The sequence below is a fragment of the Azorhizobium oxalatiphilum genome (assembly GCF_014635325.1).
GTDB lineage: Bacteria > Pseudomonadota > Alphaproteobacteria > Rhizobiales > Xanthobacteraceae > Azorhizobium > Azorhizobium oxalatiphilum.
Genome location: NZ_BMCT01000003.1, coordinates 167916 through 183388, shown reverse-complemented (window position 1 = coordinate 183388; position 15473 = coordinate 167916). Strand labels below are relative to the sequence as shown.

The 15473-nt window shown below is 67.0% G+C and carries 18 protein-coding genes; 11 read left to right on the top strand and 7 right to left on the bottom strand.

Features of this window, described 5'->3' with window-relative positions:
* Positions 1–4: 4 nt before the first annotated feature.
* Genes IEW24_RS12900 through IEW24_RS12890 form a run of 3 tightly spaced genes read right to left on the bottom strand, consistent with a single transcriptional unit; the run spans position 5 to position 1951 of the window.
* The gene (locus IEW24_RS12900; protein WP_188579162.1) at positions 5–154 is read right to left on the bottom strand and encodes a DUF5989 family protein; all 150 of its coding nucleotides are present in this window, start codon (positions 152–154) and stop codon (positions 5–7) included.
* A 17-nt stretch (positions 155–171) separates the two neighbouring features.
* Positions 172–612, bottom strand: a complete 441-nt coding sequence (locus IEW24_RS12895; protein ID WP_210324199.1) for a hypothetical protein — start codon at positions 610–612, stop codon at positions 172–174.
* Positions 613–622: 10 nt separating this feature from the next.
* Positions 623–1951, bottom strand: a complete 1329-nt coding sequence (locus tag IEW24_RS12890; protein WP_188579160.1) for an SGNH/GDSL hydrolase family protein — start codon at positions 1949–1951, stop codon at positions 623–625.
* A gap of 361 nt (positions 1952–2312) precedes the next feature.
* On the opposite strand from IEW24_RS12890, the gene IEW24_RS12885 reads away from it, so the two are divergent.
* Complete coding sequence (locus tag IEW24_RS12885; RefSeq protein WP_188579158.1) at positions 2313–2981, top strand: GntR family transcriptional regulator; 669 nt, start codon at positions 2313–2315, stop codon at positions 2979–2981.
* 12 nt (positions 2982–2993) lie between these two features.
* On the opposite strand, the gene IEW24_RS12880 is transcribed toward IEW24_RS12885, so the two are convergent.
* Positions 2994–3752 carry an SDR family NAD(P)-dependent oxidoreductase gene (locus IEW24_RS12880; RefSeq protein ID WP_188579156.1) on the bottom strand — a complete coding sequence of 253 codons (759 nt, stop codon included), beginning with the start codon at positions 3750–3752 and terminating at the stop codon, positions 2994–2996.
* Positions 3753–4048: 296 nt separating this feature from the next.
* On the opposite strand from IEW24_RS12880, the gene IEW24_RS12875 reads away from it, so the two are divergent.
* Both IEW24_RS12875 and bioB read left to right on the top strand, forming a co-directional pair.
* A complete protein-coding gene (locus IEW24_RS12875; protein ID WP_373870054.1) occupies positions 4049–4630 on the top strand; it encodes a biotin transporter BioY in 582 nt (193 codons plus the stop codon).
* Positions 4631–4632: 2 nt separating this feature from the next.
* Positions 4633–5649, top strand: coding sequence for a biotin synthase BioB (gene bioB, locus IEW24_RS12870; RefSeq protein ID WP_188579701.1), 1017 nt, complete (start codon positions 4633–4635; stop codon positions 5647–5649).
* Positions 5650–5665: 16 nt separating this feature from the next.
* Here bioB and IEW24_RS12865 read toward each other — a convergent pair whose 3' ends face one another.
* On the bottom strand, positions 5666–7411 hold the full coding sequence (locus tag IEW24_RS12865; protein ID WP_188579154.1) for a sensor histidine kinase: 1746 nt from the start codon (positions 7409–7411) through the stop codon (positions 5666–5668).
* 258 nt (positions 7412–7669) lie between these two features.
* On the opposite strand from IEW24_RS12865, the gene IEW24_RS12860 reads away from it, so the two are divergent.
* From IEW24_RS12860 to IEW24_RS12850, 3 genes are all read left to right on the top strand, one after another.
* Entirely contained in the window at positions 7670–8464 is a 795-nt protein-coding gene (locus IEW24_RS12860) for a response regulator (protein ID WP_188579152.1), read from the top strand.
* A 92-nt stretch (positions 8465–8556) separates the two neighbouring features.
* Positions 8557–8850: a glycine zipper domain-containing protein gene (locus IEW24_RS12855; protein WP_188579150.1), complete on the top strand. Its 294-nt coding sequence runs from the start codon at positions 8557–8559 to the stop codon at positions 8848–8850.
* 5 nt (positions 8851–8855) lie between these two features.
* Entirely contained in the window at positions 8856–9197 is a 342-nt protein-coding gene (locus IEW24_RS12850; protein ID WP_188579148.1) for a hypothetical protein, read from the top strand.
* Positions 9198–9234: 37 nt separating this feature from the next.
* Here the strand turns inward: IEW24_RS12850 and IEW24_RS12845 are convergent, their stop codons facing one another.
* Both IEW24_RS12845 and IEW24_RS12840 read right to left on the bottom strand, forming a co-directional pair.
* Positions 9235–9630: a response regulator gene (locus IEW24_RS12845; protein WP_188579146.1), complete on the bottom strand. Its 396-nt coding sequence runs from the start codon at positions 9628–9630 to the stop codon at positions 9235–9237.
* A 210-nt stretch (positions 9631–9840) separates the two neighbouring features.
* Positions 9841–10350 (bottom strand): PRC-barrel domain-containing protein, encoded by a 510-nt coding sequence (locus tag IEW24_RS12840; RefSeq protein WP_188579144.1) that lies wholly within the window; start codon positions 10348–10350, stop codon positions 9841–9843.
* Between the two features lie 377 nt (positions 10351–10727).
* Between IEW24_RS12840 and IEW24_RS12835 the strand changes: the two genes are divergently transcribed.
* The 5 genes from IEW24_RS12835 to IEW24_RS12815 all read left to right on the top strand — a co-directional run bounded on the left by IEW24_RS12835 (position 10728) and on the right by IEW24_RS12815 (position 15472).
* Entirely contained in the window at positions 10728–10946 is a 219-nt protein-coding gene (locus tag IEW24_RS12835) for a hypothetical protein (RefSeq protein WP_188579142.1), read from the top strand.
* A gap of 71 nt (positions 10947–11017) precedes the next feature.
* The gene (locus IEW24_RS12830) at positions 11018–11305 is read left to right on the top strand and encodes a hypothetical protein (protein WP_188579140.1); all 288 of its coding nucleotides are present in this window, start codon (positions 11018–11020) and stop codon (positions 11303–11305) included.
* Positions 11306–11481: 176 nt separating this feature from the next.
* Entirely contained in the window at positions 11482–11961 is a 480-nt protein-coding gene (locus tag IEW24_RS12825) for a tellurite resistance TerB family protein (RefSeq protein ID WP_188579138.1), read from the top strand.
* Positions 11945–12694 carry a glutamine amidotransferase gene (locus IEW24_RS12820; protein WP_188579136.1) on the top strand — a complete coding sequence of 250 codons (750 nt, stop codon included), beginning with the start codon at positions 11945–11947 and terminating at the stop codon, positions 12692–12694. The genes IEW24_RS12825 and IEW24_RS12820 overlap by 17 nt, the downstream gene beginning before the upstream one ends.
* A gap of 171 nt (positions 12695–12865) precedes the next feature.
* On the top strand, positions 12866–15472 hold the full coding sequence (locus IEW24_RS12815; RefSeq protein WP_188579133.1) for a response regulator: 2607 nt from the start codon (positions 12866–12868) through the stop codon (positions 15470–15472).
* Position 15473: the final 1 nt, after the last annotated feature.

Genomic DNA, 15473 nt, shown 5'->3' with positions numbered 1-15473 from the left:
CTTCTCAGAACAGCGTGTAGATGAAGGGGGCGACGGCGGAGCCCTTCACAAGGATCAGCAGCCCGCCCAGCAGCGCCATGAGCACGAGCATGGGCAGCAGCCAGAACTTCTTGCGGACCTTCATGAACTCCCACATCTCGAGGGCGAACGTCATCTCATAACTCCCGAAAATCAGAACTGGCGCTTGAGGCTGTCGCGGGCCGGCCCCGGCGGATCGCGCACCACCCAGTAGCTCTGCGCCGTGCGGTCGATGGCCAGATTGAGCGGCCGCTTGCCAAGCGCGCGCATGACAAGGGCGGTGGGAACCACCGCGCCCATGAAGATCACCGCCATCACCACCGGATTGACGATTTTGTGCAGGAACAGGCCGAGCCTGAACCACTGCCGGTTCAACCCATGCAGCAGGGACGGCTTCAGCCATGTGGCCAGCGCGAACACGAGCGCGATGCCGGCGAGGATGCCGGCGATGCGCGGGCGCTCATGCCAGAACTGGAAGCCGGCGATGATGGCGAACACCACCGCCATCACCTTGCCGAAGCCCCGGTCGGACGTCTTCAGCTCGTCCGGCGGGCGGTCGTAGCTCTCGATGGCGCCACTCTTGCTGCTGCTCATGTGCAAACCTTCAGGATGCGCCGGACGCCGGCTGGCCGGCGGGCGGCTGGCACAAGGCGGGATGGGCGGCGAAATAGTCGAACAGGGCCTCGGCCGCCCAGGCATGGCCCTTGGGCGTCCAGTGGCCGTCATGGGCGAAGGTCGCCTCGCCTTCCGGATAACCGCGCTTCTCCATGAAGGCGGTCATGTCCACCAGCGGGATCTGGCGCTCCGCTGCCAGCGCCTGAAGCCGCCTGAAGCGCAACTGGCCGGGATCGAAGGCGCGCATGTTGTCGGTGGAGAGGATGACCAACTGCGCACCGTCGCGCTCGGCGCGCGCTTTGAACTGATCGAGCGCATAGCCCGAGAAGGCCATGGCTTCGCGGAACACCGGCGGCATTTTCTCCCAGGAGAAAGGCACGTCCATGCTCTGGAGGGTGGGATTGGTGCCGGTGGTGCGGGCCGGATCCCAGCCCTCCATCACGTCCCGATAGGCAGGGCGCGCGGCGATCAGCTCGGCACGATCCTCCAGCACCGCGTTGCGGTCGCTGCCGGCCAGGAAGACGGCGGCGCCGGGCGACACCATGGCCAGCTTGGTGAAGGCCCAGGCGTAGAAATAGGAATGGGTCTGCAGCCACATGTTGGCGCGCGGGATGAAGCGGCCCTCGCGGGTGGGCACCTTCAGCATGTGGTCGCGCCAGCCCTTGTCGTCCACCGGCAAAGGCACGATGGCGCCCTCCGCATTCCGGCGGGCGAACATGCGGTGCGGATGGTCCGGGTCAATTCCTGAGCGGATGCTCTCCAGAACCGCGGAATTGTTGGCGAAGTCGTTCGCCACATAGACCAGCACCACCACGCGCGGTGCAAAGGCACGGGCATAGCGGTCATAGAAGGGCAGCTGGTTGAGCTGTCCGGTGCCGCCATAGCCATAGGCGCCCACCGCCAGCGGCAGCTTTTCCTTCTCACCCAGCGCGATGAGGCGGGCGCCGATCTTCTCGCCGATGGGGATCTGCACCGCCTGCACGAAGCTGTCGCCGATCAGCGCCACGCGGCAGGCACCCGGCGTCTCCTGCGGCAGATCGGCGAGGAAGCCCTGCGCATTGGCTGTCTGCTGCGACCAGTAGTCGATATTGTTGGTGTCGCGGATGGTGCCGCCGGGCGTGATGAGGAAGCCCACCCCGTCCACGAAGGTCAGCGGCCACTGGGTCGCGAGGAAAGGCCGCGTGGCGCGGAAATAGACTTCTCCGGCGGCGCAGAACACGGCGATGCAGATCAGCGTCGTGACAAGGCTGATCAGCGTGTCCCGCAGCACGGATGCGGGCCGCGCGCTGCCGGCCGCCTGCAGGGAGGTCTCAGCCATGGGCCCTCTCCCACGGCCATGCGGCCGCGCTGTCGTACATCCCGGCGCGGGTGGCGGAGCGGAGCGTAAGGAGTTGCGCAGGAAGCGTGGCCACACGGCGAACGTCCGCAACCTCCATCACAGAGGCGCGAAACACCATGGACAGCCAACGGCGCGCGGGGAACGCCATGACTATATTACCTACATCAAGGTAGCAGAGAGCCTCTTTAATGGCGTGCTACGCAAAACACAATTGTCTACCGCCTAAATAGCTCGCGATGCTTGCATGGAGCCGCCCCTTTCTGGCGCACGCAGCCGCGCGCCTTGGGATGACGCGCCGTCGAACATCGACAGGGCACCGCGAAACAATTATCTATAAAATATGCCCTCTCCCAAGGAAGACACACTCGCCATCCGCATCAGTCGCGCTCTGGCGGAACGGATCATAGCCGGCGAGATCGAGCCCGGTGCGCGGCTGCGGCAGGATCATATCGCCGCAGAGTTCGGCGCCAGCCACGTTCCGGTGCGCGAGGCCTTCCGCCGGCTGGAGGCCCAGGGACTGGCCGTGAGCGAGCCCCGGCGCGGGGTCCGGGTCGCTTCCTTCGACCTGTCCGAGGTGCGCGAAGTGGCGGAAATGCGGGCGGCGCTGGAAGTGCTGGCGCTTCGCCATGCCGCACCCAACCTCACGTCCGCCATCCTGCAGGCGGCCGAGGAAGCCACCAAGGCGGGCGACAATTCCCGCGACGTGCGCTCATGGGAGGAAGCGAACCGGCGCTTCCACCGGCTGATCATCACCCCCTGCGCCATGCCGCGCCTCATCGCCAGCATCGACGACCTGCATGCCGCCGGTGCCCGCTTCCTCTTCGCCGCCTGGCGTTCGGACTGGGAGGCGCGCACGGACCATGACCACCGCGCCATCCTCGCCGCCCTGCGCCGGGGGCAGGTGGAGGCGGCCTGCACCATCCTCGCCAATCACGTGCAATGGATCGGCCGCCGCCCGGTCAAATCCCGCTCCGGCACCACCCATGAGGCTTTCGCCATGGTGGGGTGAGCGCCCCGCTCTTCAGTGAGCGGAATAGCGCATGCCGCCATCCACCGGGATCACGGCGCCGGTGATGTAGCGGGCGAGCGGCGAGGAGAGGAAGGCCACGAGGTGGCCGATATCCTCCGGCTCGCCGAAATAGCCGATGGGAATATTCTTCTGAATGAAGGCTGCACGCGCCTCCTCCGTGGGGTGCAGCCGGGTCAGGATCTGCTCGCTGTTGATGCGGCCGGGCGGGATGGTATTCACCGTCACGCCATCGGCGGCCACATCGGCCGAGAGCCCCTTGGCCCAGAGGTGCAGGGCCGCCTTGGCGGCCATGGCGGCATTCATGGCGCGCGGCTCCATGGAACCGCTGATGTTGACGATGCGGCCAAAGCCCCGCGCCCGCATCTGCGGCAGCACCGCTTCCGTCAGCCGTCGAGCAGCGGTGAAGTTGAGCGCGAAAGCCTCGTCCCACACCGCATCCGCCGCATCCACCGGAATGGGGCGCGAGCCGCCGGCGCTGTTCACCAGAATGTCCACCGGGCCAAGCGCCACCGAGGTTTCTGCGGCGATGCGGGCCACGTCGGCAGCGCTCGTCACATCACCGGCCACCACCAGCGGCCGCTCCGCACCCTGGGCGGCGATCTCATCCGCCAGCGTCTCCAGCTTTTCGGCGCGACGCGCGGTGATGGCGACGCGCGCCCCCTCGCGGGCCAGAACGCGTGCGACGCCCGCGCCAATGCCCGAGCTGGCACCGGAAACCAGAGCCACGCGTCCTTTCAGCTGCAGATCCATGGACTTTCCTCGCATCAGGGGCCGCAGGCCGCGGCCATCGGACTGAGCCTCCGGTCTAGCATCGGGACACGCCGTCGAGCAGCCACGCAGAATTCATAGCCAGCAGTCCAGCCCCCGTACGGCTGCACGACACGGGGGCGCCCCGACAGGCTTCGATGCATTGGCAATGCAGGAAAGCCGGGCCGCCCGCAGCCCGCCCTGTCCCCAGGGCGGATGGCAGGAGCTTGCGCAATTCGTCCGCCCGTGGATTCCTATAGATATAGATTCACAATTATCTATAATTTACGGAGTGCCGCATGTCTGACCGCCCGTCCTTCACCGCGCCAACCACCCGCGCCCGCTTTGCCATGCCGCAATCGGCCGCCGCCCAGCTGATGCTCGTGCTGGCGGGCGCCGCGCTGCTGACGCTCAGCGCCAAGGTGCAGATCCCCTTCTGGCCGGTGCCCATGACGCTGCAGACGCTGGCCGTGATGACGATCGCCCTCTCCGTGCCGCCCCGCCTCGCGGTGGGTGCGATGCTGGCCTATCTCGCCGCTGGCGCCTTCGGCCTGCCGGTCTTCGCCGGTTCGCCGGAGCGCGGCATCGGCCTCGCCTATATGGCCGGTCCCACGGGCGGCTATCTCGCCGGCTATCTGGCCGCCATGGCGCTCACCTCCACTCTGGCGCAGGGGCGCGGGCCGCTGGCGAAGACCGGCGCCATGCTGCTCGGCCTCACCCTCGTCTATGCTGCCGGCCTCGCCTGGCTGTCCGCCTTCATCCCCGTCCGCACGCTGCTGGCGCAGGGCTTCCTCCCCTTCATCCTCGGCGACCTCGTGAAGATCGCGCTGGTGGCCGCCGCCGTGCCGTTGGCCGCCCGCCTCACGGGCAAGGGCGCATGAGCATGGATCTGACCTTCGCCCCAGAGGCCGGCCACGCCGCCCCCATCGCCCCGGAGACGCAAGCCACCCCGCCGCGCTGGACGCTCGCACAGGCAGAGGCGCTCTATGCCCTGCCGTTGCCGAAACTGATGTTCCGGGCCCAGACCGTCCATCGCGCCCATTTCGATCCGTGCGAGATCGAGACCGCGCAGCTCCTGTCCATCAAGACCGGCGGCTGCCCGGAGGATTGCGGCTATTGCTCCCAGAGCTCCCATCACAAGACCGGTGTGCCGGCCAGCAAGCTGATGGATGTGGAAGCCGTGCTCGTCGAGGCGCGCCGCGCCAAGGCGGGCGGGGCCGCCCGCTTCTGCATGGGTGCCGCATGGCGCAACCCGAAGGCACGCGACATGGACAAGGTCTGCGCCATGATCGCGGGCGTCAAAGCGCTGGGGCTGGAAACCTGCGTGACGCTGGGCATGCTGACCCCCGAACAGGTGGGCCAGCTCGCCGAGGCCGGTCTCGATTACTACAACCACAATGTGGACACCTCGCCCGCCTTCTACCCCTCCATCATCACCACCCGAACCATGGACGACCGGCTGGAGACGCTGGCACACGTGCGTGCCGGCGGGGTGAAGGTGTGCTGCGGCGGCATCGTCGGCATGGGCGAGAGCGTGGAAGACCGGCTCGCCATGCTGGTGCTGCTCGCCAATCTGGAGACGCCGCCGGAAAGCGTGCCGCTCAACATGTGGAACGCCATCGAAGGCACGCCGGTGATGGCCACGCAGCAGAAGGTGGACCCCATCGCCTTCGTCCGGCTGGTGGCGGTGGCGCGCCTGCTGATGCCGGCAAGCGTGGTGCGCCTGTCGGCGGGCCGCGACGGGCTCAGCGACGAGGCGCAGGCGCTCTGCTTCCTTGCGGGTGCCAATTCCATCTTCGTGGGTGATCGCCTGCTCACCACTGGCAATCCCGGCCCCACGCGGGATGCCCTGCTGCTGGAGCGGCTGGGGATGACCACGGCTGCGCCGCAGCCCTCCTGACGCGCCGCCCCGGACCTCAGCGTCCGGCGTGCGACCGCTCCCCGCCCGCCTTGCGGGCGGGGAAGGACACGGTGACGACCGCGCCGTTCTCGCCATCCACATCTTCCACCGTGCCGCCCAGCTGGCTGGCGAAGCCATGGGCGAGATCCGCCTTGCCCAGCCGGCCGTCCGAGGGCTCGGACGAGGTGAGCGTGAGGATGAAGGTGCCGCCCTCGATGGCGCCATCCAGCGTCAGGCGGGCCGGCGACGTCGCATCGTGGCGGGCGAGCGTCATGATGATCTCCGTCACCATCAGCGCCAGCGGCACGGCAAAATCGGTGGGCAAAGTGAGCGCGTCGTCAGCTTCCACCACCACGGTCACATTGCGGTCGGCGGCACCTTCCAGCAGCACCGCCATCTCGCGCAGCAGTTCGCGCACGCGCACTTCGGAGCCTTCGCTGGCCTCGTAGAAGATGCGATGCACCACGGCCAGCGTGTTCACCCGCACGCGCAACTGCTCGAACCGGCGGCGATCCTCGCCCTGCGGCACGCTGGAGCCATAGAGGCTGAGCAGCGACACCACCACCTGGAGACTGTTCTTGATGCGGTGATGGATCTCGCGCACCAGCCCGGTCTTCTCGGCCAGACTCTCGCGCAGCTTGCCGTCGCGCTCGCGCACGGCCAGCGCCATGTCCTCGATGGCATGGCCGAGCACGCGGAACTCGCTCGGCGCCTGATGCATGCGGGTGGGGCGGAAGCCGTAATGCCCCTGCGCATAGACCGCCGTGACCCGGCGCATGTAGAGCAGCCATTGCAGCACAATGCGGTCGGTGGCGAGCCAGATCGCCACCAGCGTGAAGATGACCATCACCACCGGCAGCACGAAGCTGATCATCACGTGCAGCGTGGTCCAGCGGAACAGCTCGTCCTTCGGCCGGGCGATGGCGACCATGAGGCCATGCCGCTCCAGCGGCGCCACGGCGAAGGACCACACGGTGCCCTTGTCGTCGGCGGCTTCACCCAGATGGTCGGTGTAGCTGGAGAGGTCGCGGCCCGCGAACATGCGCCGGCTGGCCACGCTGGCATTGGAGGCGATCTCGCGTCCGGTGGCATCCAGCAGGGAAATGATGCCGGCGGTGGGCGCCATCTCGCGCTTGAGCAGATTGTCCAGCCACAGGCCGTTGATGCCGATGGACAAGGCACCATCGAAAGCGCCGGAGGCGGAGAACAGCGGCAGCGTGCCGATGAGGATCTCGTTGCGGGTGATCGGGCTCACCATGCGCGAGCTGAGGGTGAAGTCCTTGGCCTGCACGGACTCCCGCCACCACGACCGGTCGCTCACCACATTGTCGTTGGGGGTCAGCGCCGAGCAGCGCAGCACGCCATCGGAACCGAACAGCGAGATATTGGTGGAAAACAGCACGCTGAGATTGGCGCCGGAAAGCGTCGCCTGACAGTCGGCATCGGCATTGCGCACGTCATTTGCGTTCTTCAGCGCCTGAAGCACGTTCTCGGCGGCGGCGAAGACATTCTGCACACTGCCGGCAGCGGCGATGGCGGACTGCACGAGGCGCGCCTGCGTCTCCTCGGAGGTGCGCCGCAGTTGCAGCACGCCCTGCAACATGCAGGCCGAGGCAATGGGCATGATGGCGATGAGGATGACGAGGATCAGCCGGCGGCGGACGCTGTCCAGCAGATTGCGCGGATGCCCAAGGGCGGATGCGAAGATGGTGGCGCGCTCTTTCCGCCACGCCTCCACCACGTCCCGTTGCCGCATCGACATTAAGCCCCCAATTGGCACTGCCCGCAGCAGCCCGCACCCGACATCAACCGCTTCCGCACCGGCCGATGCCGGTGACGGAATCCCCCTGCCTTATCATCGCCCCACGACCCAACACCATATGGTCCAACTTCGGCTATACAGGATGTGTCGAGGGTGCCTGCGGGTCTATAATGGCGTAAAGGCCCTTCCTGTTCCGTCGGCAGGGAACTTTCTCCCACACGGCGCGTTATAGGCGACTTGTCGAGGCGAAGTCACAGCATGCCACAGCAACAGCTTATCAAGCAGCTTCCGTATCTGCGTCGTTACGCGCGCGCCCTTCTGGGCTCGCAGAAAGCCGGTGATGCGCTGGTGCGTGACACGCTTCAGGCCGCCATCGATGGCAAAGTGACCATCGACACCGGCGTTTCGCCCCGCGTGGCTCTCTATCGCGCCTTCCATCAGGTCTGGGGCCTGAGCCCGGCCGGCGATGGCGGCCCGAGCCTGCATGCCGACCAGCGCCTCCAGCAGCTGGACGCCCGTTCCCGCGTGGCGCTGTTGCTCACCGCCATGGAAGGCTTTTCCTTCGCCGAGACCGCCTCGATCCTGTGCATCGGCCTTGATGAGGTGGAAGCCCAGGTGGTCGCCGCCCAGGCCGAGATCGACAAGCAGCTCGCCACCCGCGTCCTCATCATCGAGGATGAGTGGGTGATCGCGCTGGATCTCAAGACGCTGGTGTCCGAGCTCGGCCACGAGATCGTCGGCGTGGCCCCCACCCACACCAAGGCGCTGGAACTGGCCCGTCACGGCGACTTCGGCCTCGTGCTGGCGGACATCCAGCTCGCCGACGGCTCCTCCGGCATCGATGCCGTCACCGACATCCTGCAGACGTTCGATGTGCCGGTGATCTTCATCACCGCCTTCCCCGATCGCCTGCTCACCGGCGAGCGGCCGGAGCCGACCTATCTCATCACCAAGCCGTTCCTGAGCGAAACGGTGAAGGCGACCATCGCGCAGGCGCTGTTCTTCCATCAGACCAAGTCGGAAGCAGCCGCTCCCTCGCAGCGGATCGCTTGACCCGGCCAAGCTGGAACTTTACCGCTCTGGGTGGCGTTTGAGTGGCATGCCCCAACCGTGGGCATGCCCTCACACACAGCGGAGTGATGAAGATGGTCGACAAGCCGGATACCGTGGCGACCGAGCCCAGCCTTGCTGACGTGCGAGCCGATCTCGAACAGCTTCGCGCGGATTTCTCCAAGCTCGTGGAAACCCTGAGCGCCACCGCCAAGCACGGCGTCGAAGGCGCTGCCTATGACGCCGAAGCCGCCGTCGGCGAAGCCCAGGTGTGGGCCGAGGAGCAGGCCGATACCCTGCGCGCCTCCATTCAGGAGAAGCCCTTCACCGCCATTGCCATCGCGGCGGGCGTGGGCGCCCTGCTCGGCCACCTCCTGCTGCGGCGCTGATCGAGATGGCCGTCCGCGCGCTGCTCCTGTTTCTCGCCGCAGGGTTCGTCTGGATCACCCAGGCATTCCTGGCCATTAGCCTGTATGGCCTGCTGGAACGGCACATGGACGCGCCGCTGGCGGCCCTTCTCACCGCGCTCGCCGCACTCGCCCTGACCGGCCTGCTGGCGATGATCGCGCTCTGGCGCCGCAAGCGCCCGCCGTCCGTCTTCGAGAGCGGATCGGCACTGGGGATCGGCGCTTTGTCCGCCGTCAACCGTTTCGCCGAGCGCCACCCCATCGCTACCGTGGCGCTGGCGGCGGGTGCCGGCGTGCTTCAGGCGGTTCTCATGGGGCGTCGGCGCTGACCGGCCGCCCCCATTCTGCCCGGCGCAAAAGCCGGGCTCAGTCCTCGATCACGAAACCCAGCTCTTCCAGAGCCCGGCGCAGCATGGCCACGTCATAGGGCTTGGGCAGGAGCGCCATGCGCTCGTTGCGGCCGAACAGGCTTTGCAGCTCCGCCTTGCCATGGCCGCTGGCGATCATGATCGGCAGGTCGGCGCGCAGGCTCAGGAGCCGCTGCACCAGTTCGTTGCCCGACATGTCCGGCAGGCCGAGATCCACCACCGCCATGGCCAGCGCATGGCCGTCCCGGTCCATATAGGACAAGGCGCCGCCGCCGGTGCTCGCCACCTCAACTTCGAAACCTTCGTCCTCGAGGATCTGCCGCGCCACCATGGCGACAAAGGGCTCATCCTCCACCAGCAGGGCCGTTCCACGCTGCTCTGTCTGCTCTGGCACGTACTCGCCCTCTCCTGTGGTCGCAGATCCGGCCTGTGGCCTTCCCGCATCAAGCCGCGCCTTCTGGACGATAGCGTGGCGGATATGGATTGCTTGGCATCAAACTACCTCCTTCCGTCCGTTTGGCTATTCAAAAAGCAGAGACCCCGGCCTGCTTGCGCAGGTCGGGGCCTTCAACTCCTGCAATATGAAGAACTTAAGTCCGCACGTTTAGCGGGTGGTGGCGGGCGGCGTGGTGGCCGGGCTGGTGGTGGAGGGCTTGGACACCGTTCCCGTCACGGTCGGATCGGCCGCAGGCGCACGGTAGGCCTGGAAGGTGGGGGCCGCCTTCAGGTCGTCCTTGGAATGACGCAGCATGAGGCGGTCGCCATCGCTGGCGCGGGACATCTCGATGGCGCTGAAGGGAACGGCAACGCTCTTCTCGCCAACGCCGAGGAAGCCGCCGACGCCGATCACCACCGCCGAGACGGAGCCGTTGGCATCCATCACCACGTCGTTGATCTCACCCAGCGATTCATCCTGGCCGCCGCGCACCTTGGTGCCGATCAGCTTGGAGGCCAGCCACTGGTCCTGCCGCTGGCTGTCGATGAAGGTCCCGCTGGAATTGGATGCGGACGCCGCGGGGGCGGGCGCGGCAGCGGGCGGTGTGGCGGTCTGGGCCAGCACCGGGGTGGCGGTCAGAGCGGCAACGGCAGCCGCAGCGATCATCACATTTCGCATTGCATGCTCCTTTATTTGGACAGTGCGCAAGAAACGAGCGATTACATCCCCTCAACTCATCCATAAGACGGACTGTTCCGACAAATTTGGGCATGCTCCGAAATTCAATAGCTTCTTCTTTCCTTACCTCCCTTTACGGAATATAGCGTCGTTTGGGCACGTCCACGCATTATTAACATTTTCCCGCCACCATTTCCTTGAGGCGGACGAGCGAAAACTTGACCGTAAGCTGTCCTCGAAACCAAGGGCTGGCCCGTGTTGCCGCCCTAACGGACGCCACCAACGCGAAATATGTCAAAGGACCGGGAACTCCGGTGCTGCGGCAGCGTTGGGCGGTCAAGATTTTGCCACCAAAACGCCGAGAAGCGGAAATCCCGATGTTCGTCTTGAAGGAAGGATCCCTCGCTCTGCTGACCGCGATGCTCGCCATCACGGCCGGCCTTGGCATCAGCCGTCTGGTGGATGGCCCCCAGCGTTGGTCCGAGGGCGAGGTGGTCATCCATCCCGTCGATGCGGCGCCGACGCCGGAAATGCCGGTGCGCATGGTGGTTCGCCCCGCCCGCCAGCCCGCGACCATGCCCGGCCTGGAGCCCTGACCTCCCCCCTGCTCGCTTGCGCATCCCCCGCGCAAGGCCCATTTCAGGCAGGAACGAGCAGGACAATCATCGTGACCCAAGCTGCCAGACCTTCTCTCGCGCGTGCCGCCATCCTTCTCGCCACTGGCGTGATGCTGGCCGGCACAGGTGCCGCGACGGCGCAGACCGTGCCGCCGCCTGCGCTGCGCCAGCCCAATTACGTGCCGCCCATTCCCGGCCAGAACCTTTCCCCGCCCGCGCCGCGCCAGAACATGGTGCCCACCCCGCCGCCGCCCACACGGCCCGGCGAAGGCGATTCCTCGCAGCGTATCCAGGGCGGCAGCACCCGTCGCCTGCCGCTTCCTCAAACCGGGCAATAGCCCGCAGCCGTTGCGGAAAGGACCGCTGATCGGTCATGGCCGTGGGAATGCGGTCACAGTCGCGCAGAATTCATCGCTTGTTGTTGCCAAGCAATTCATTCCGGTAGCGCCTGTGCTTGCCGCCCGCCGGCCTTCATGGCACCAAATCAGACGTATCCTTCGACCCGAGAGGCATCATGTTCCGCGCGCTCTCCGATTTCATTGCCGATATCTCAGGCGGACGGCGCGAAGCCGGTGCGTTCGAGGACAATGATTATCGCCTCTCCGCCGCCGTCCTGCTGGTGCACGTCATGGCCATTGACGGCGCGGTGACGGAGGAGGAGCGCGAGGTTCTCAAGACCATCCTCGCCAGCCGCTTTGATCTTTCGGCCGCCCATACCGACCAGTTGGTGGAGCTGGCCATTGCCCGCGATGCGGAGGCAGTGGATCTCTACGCCTTCACCAGCGTGCTCAACCGTGCCCTCGACGAGGAAGGCCGGCTGCGTGTGGTGGAGATGATGTTCGAGGTGGCCTATGCCGATGGCGCGCTCACCGAATTCGAGGACAACCTCGTGTGGCGGGCGGCCGAACTGCTGAACATCGGTTCGCGCGATCGCGTGCGGATTCGCCGTGAAGTGCGCAGGGAAGTGGAAGGGGACGGTGCACACGAGAGTTGAACATCCGCGCCCGGCCGAACCATCGGAGAGCCTCGGGCGCATCCTCACCATTCTGCATCAGGCGCACTCGACGCCGGGCCGGATCGGCCGCCTGCTGGAAGCGCGCGGCTATACGCTCGATCCGCGACGCCCGGCCCTCGGCGACGCCTTGCCGGAGCACCTCGACGACCATGCGGGCGTGGTGATCTTCGGCGGCCCCATGAGCGTCAACGATCCCCTGCCCTGGCTGAAGACCGAACTGGATTTCGTCGGCAAGGTCATCGAACAGGACGCCCCGCTGCTGGGCGTGTGCCTCGGCGCGCAGCTGATGGCCAAGCAGCTCGGCGCCAAGGTCAGCCGGCATACCGAGGGTCTGTCCGAGATCGGCTATTATCCGCTCTCTCCCACCGAGCTGGGCGCCGACCTGCTGCCGTGGCCGAGCCACGTGTATCACTGGCATTCCGAAGGCTTCGAACTGCCCGAGGGAGCCGATCTGCTCGCCACCGGCGAGGTCTTCCCCAATCAGGCGTTCCGTTATGGCCGCCACGGCTTCGCCGTGCAGTTCCACCCCGAGGTGACGCACGAGATGATGTGCCGCTGGACCACCAAGGCGGCCGACAAGCTGAAGCAGCCCGGCGCCCAGCCCGGCCCGGCGCATCTGGACGGCTGGTACCGGCACGACCCGGCGGTCTGCCACTGGCTGGAGCGCTTCCTGGACGGCTGGCTGGATCTGACGGTGGAAGATCCGGTCTGACGGCCGCCCGAGGCGCCAAATTTACCTCGCATTTCAGGGTTGCGGCCCCACAATGGGTGCCCGCGCCTTCATCGGCGCATCGTTGCCTCGCCGGTGTGCCATGATGGTGTGTCTTACCCTGCTCCCGTCGCCGCAGTTCGCCCCCCTGCCGCATGCGCCGGGAGGCCGTCGATGCCGCTGAGCGTCCTCGCCTCCCGACAGGCCGACCGGCGGCGCTACCGGCGCGGCATCAAGGGCGTGATCATCATCGCGGCGCTGGCCGCCGTGGCCTCCATCGCCATCGTGCTGGCGGTGGGCTATGCCTCGTTCCGCGAGTTCGCCACCAGCCAGCATGCGCGCGAGGATCTGATCTATTCCTCCACCATCCGCGCTGATCTGCAGAACGTCTATGAGCAGATTCTGGCCGCCGAGAGCACCACGCGCGGTTTCATCATCACCGGCGAGCCCGAATTCCTGCCCGACCTTACCGCCGACCGGGAAGAGATCCTACGCCTGCTGGAGCATGTGACCGAATTCGCGGTGGAGCGTCCCGAGCATGCCGCCCGCCTCGCCCGGCTGGAGCGGCTGGTGGATTCCGAGCTGAAGCTGCTGCAGCAGATGATCGAGGCCCGCCAGCACGACGACCACAATCCCGCGCAACTGATGATCCAGGTGCGTCAGGGCAAGGCGATCATGGACCACATCGCCGATGTGGTGGAGGACATCGCCGACGCCGAGATCGCCGCCATCGAGGCGCGCACCCGCGAGGTGCGCCTCGGCGGCCAGCGCACCAAGCAGACGCTGACCATCCTGCTCGCCGCCGCCATCGCCGTGGTGTGCGGCTCCACCCTCATCATGATGGCCCATCTCATGGGCCGGCGCAGGGCCGAGCGCGCGCTGGGCGACACCCTGTCCCGCCACCGCGCCATCCTCTCCAGCGCCATGGATTCCATCCTGACCGTGGATGCCGCCGGCCAGATCGAGAGCGCCAATCCGGCCACCACGCGCCTGCTCGGCTGGGAGCCGAAGGAACTGACCGGCCAGCACCTCTCCATCCTGTTCCGCATGCCCGAGGGCAAGAGCGGCGAGGACTTCTTCGCGGAATTGAGCGAGGCCGCCTCGGAAGGCGGCGGTGTGCGTGAACTGCTCGGCCTGCGCAAGGATGGCTCCACGGTCTCAATGGATGTCGCCATCGGCGAGATGCGGGCCTCCGGCGGGCGCAGCCTGGTGGCGGTGCTGCACGACATCACCGAGCGCAAGCGCGCGGAAGTGATGAAGAACGAGTTCGTCTCCACCGTCAGCCACGAGCTGCGCACGCCGCTCACCTCCATTGCCGGCTCGCTGGGCCTGCTGGCGGGCGGGGCCACCGGCCCGCTGCCCGAGCGCGCCCAACGCCTCGTGACCATCGCCGCGCAGAACTGCCAGCGGCTGGTGCGGCTGATCAACGACATCCTCGACATCGAAAAGATGCAGTCCGCCTCTATCACCTTCGCCCGCCAGCGCGTGCTGGTGGCTGATGTGGCCAAGCGCGCCGTCGAGCAGAACAGCGGGTTCGCGCTGGAGCACAATGTGAGCCTGTCGCTCAATGTCGGCCCCGGCGACACGGCGGTGGTCGGCGACAGCGACCGGCTGATCCAGGTGCTCACCAACCTCATTTCCAATGCGGTGAAATTCTCTCCCAAGGGCGCCACCGTGGACGTTGAGGTGGCACGCATCGACGGCATCGTGCGCGCCAGCGTGCGCGACCACGGCACCGGCATTCCGGAGACCTTCCGCCCCTCCATCTTCACCCGCTTCGCGCAGGCGGACAGCTCCGACACCCGACAGCGCGGCGGCACCGGCCTCGGACTTGCCATCGCCAAGGAGATCGTGGACCGGCACGAGGGCACGTTGGCCTTCGAGACCGAGATGGGGGTGGGCACCTGCTTCCACATGGACCTGCCGGCGGAAAACCCCGCCGAGACCGGCATTCCGGAGATCATCGACCCCACCGTCCCGCCGAAGCCCCGGGCAGTGGCCCCCGAGGAGGTGGCGGACCTGCCGGCCGGCGACGTGCTGCTGGTGGAGGACACCGCCGACAGCGCCGAAGTGATCTGCGCCATGCTGGCCGGCAGCGGCATCCAGGCGGATGTGGCCTCGACCGCTGCCGAGGCCGAGCAGAAAGCCCATGAGGCGCGTTACAAGGCCATTCTCGTGGACCTCGGCCTGCCCGACCGCGACGGCATTAGCCTCATCCGCTCGCTGCGCAAGGCGCATGGCACGCGGGCGGTGCCCATCCTCATCGTCTCGGCCCGCCGGGCGGAAGGCACGCTGACGCCCGGCGAGGCGGAAACCCTGCAGATCCTCGACTGGATCGAGAAGCCGGTGGACCCGGACCTCCTGTCCGCCGCCATCAAGCGGGCCGTGCCCACCGATGCGCCCGCCGCCATCCTGCATCTCGACGACGACCCGGGCGTGCGCGCCATCGTGCGCACCGCGCTGGCGCCGGAATTCGAGGTGGTGTCGGTTCCCAGCCTCGAGGAGGCGCGCGCGGCGCTGGAGAAGCGAGATTTCGCCGCCGCCATCGTCGATCTCGGCCTGCCGTCCGGCTCCGGCGGCGAACTGCTGCCGCTGCTGCGCCGGCGGGACGGGCAGAAGATGCCGGTGGTGATATTCTCGGCCCGCGATCAGGATCCCCAGTTCGCCCGTCAGGTGGACGCCATGCTCACCAAATCGCAGGTTTCGCTGGACCTGCTGGCGGAAACCGTGGGCCGGCTGGTGCAGCCGAAAGCGGGCGCGAACGCCCGGAAGGAGGGATGAG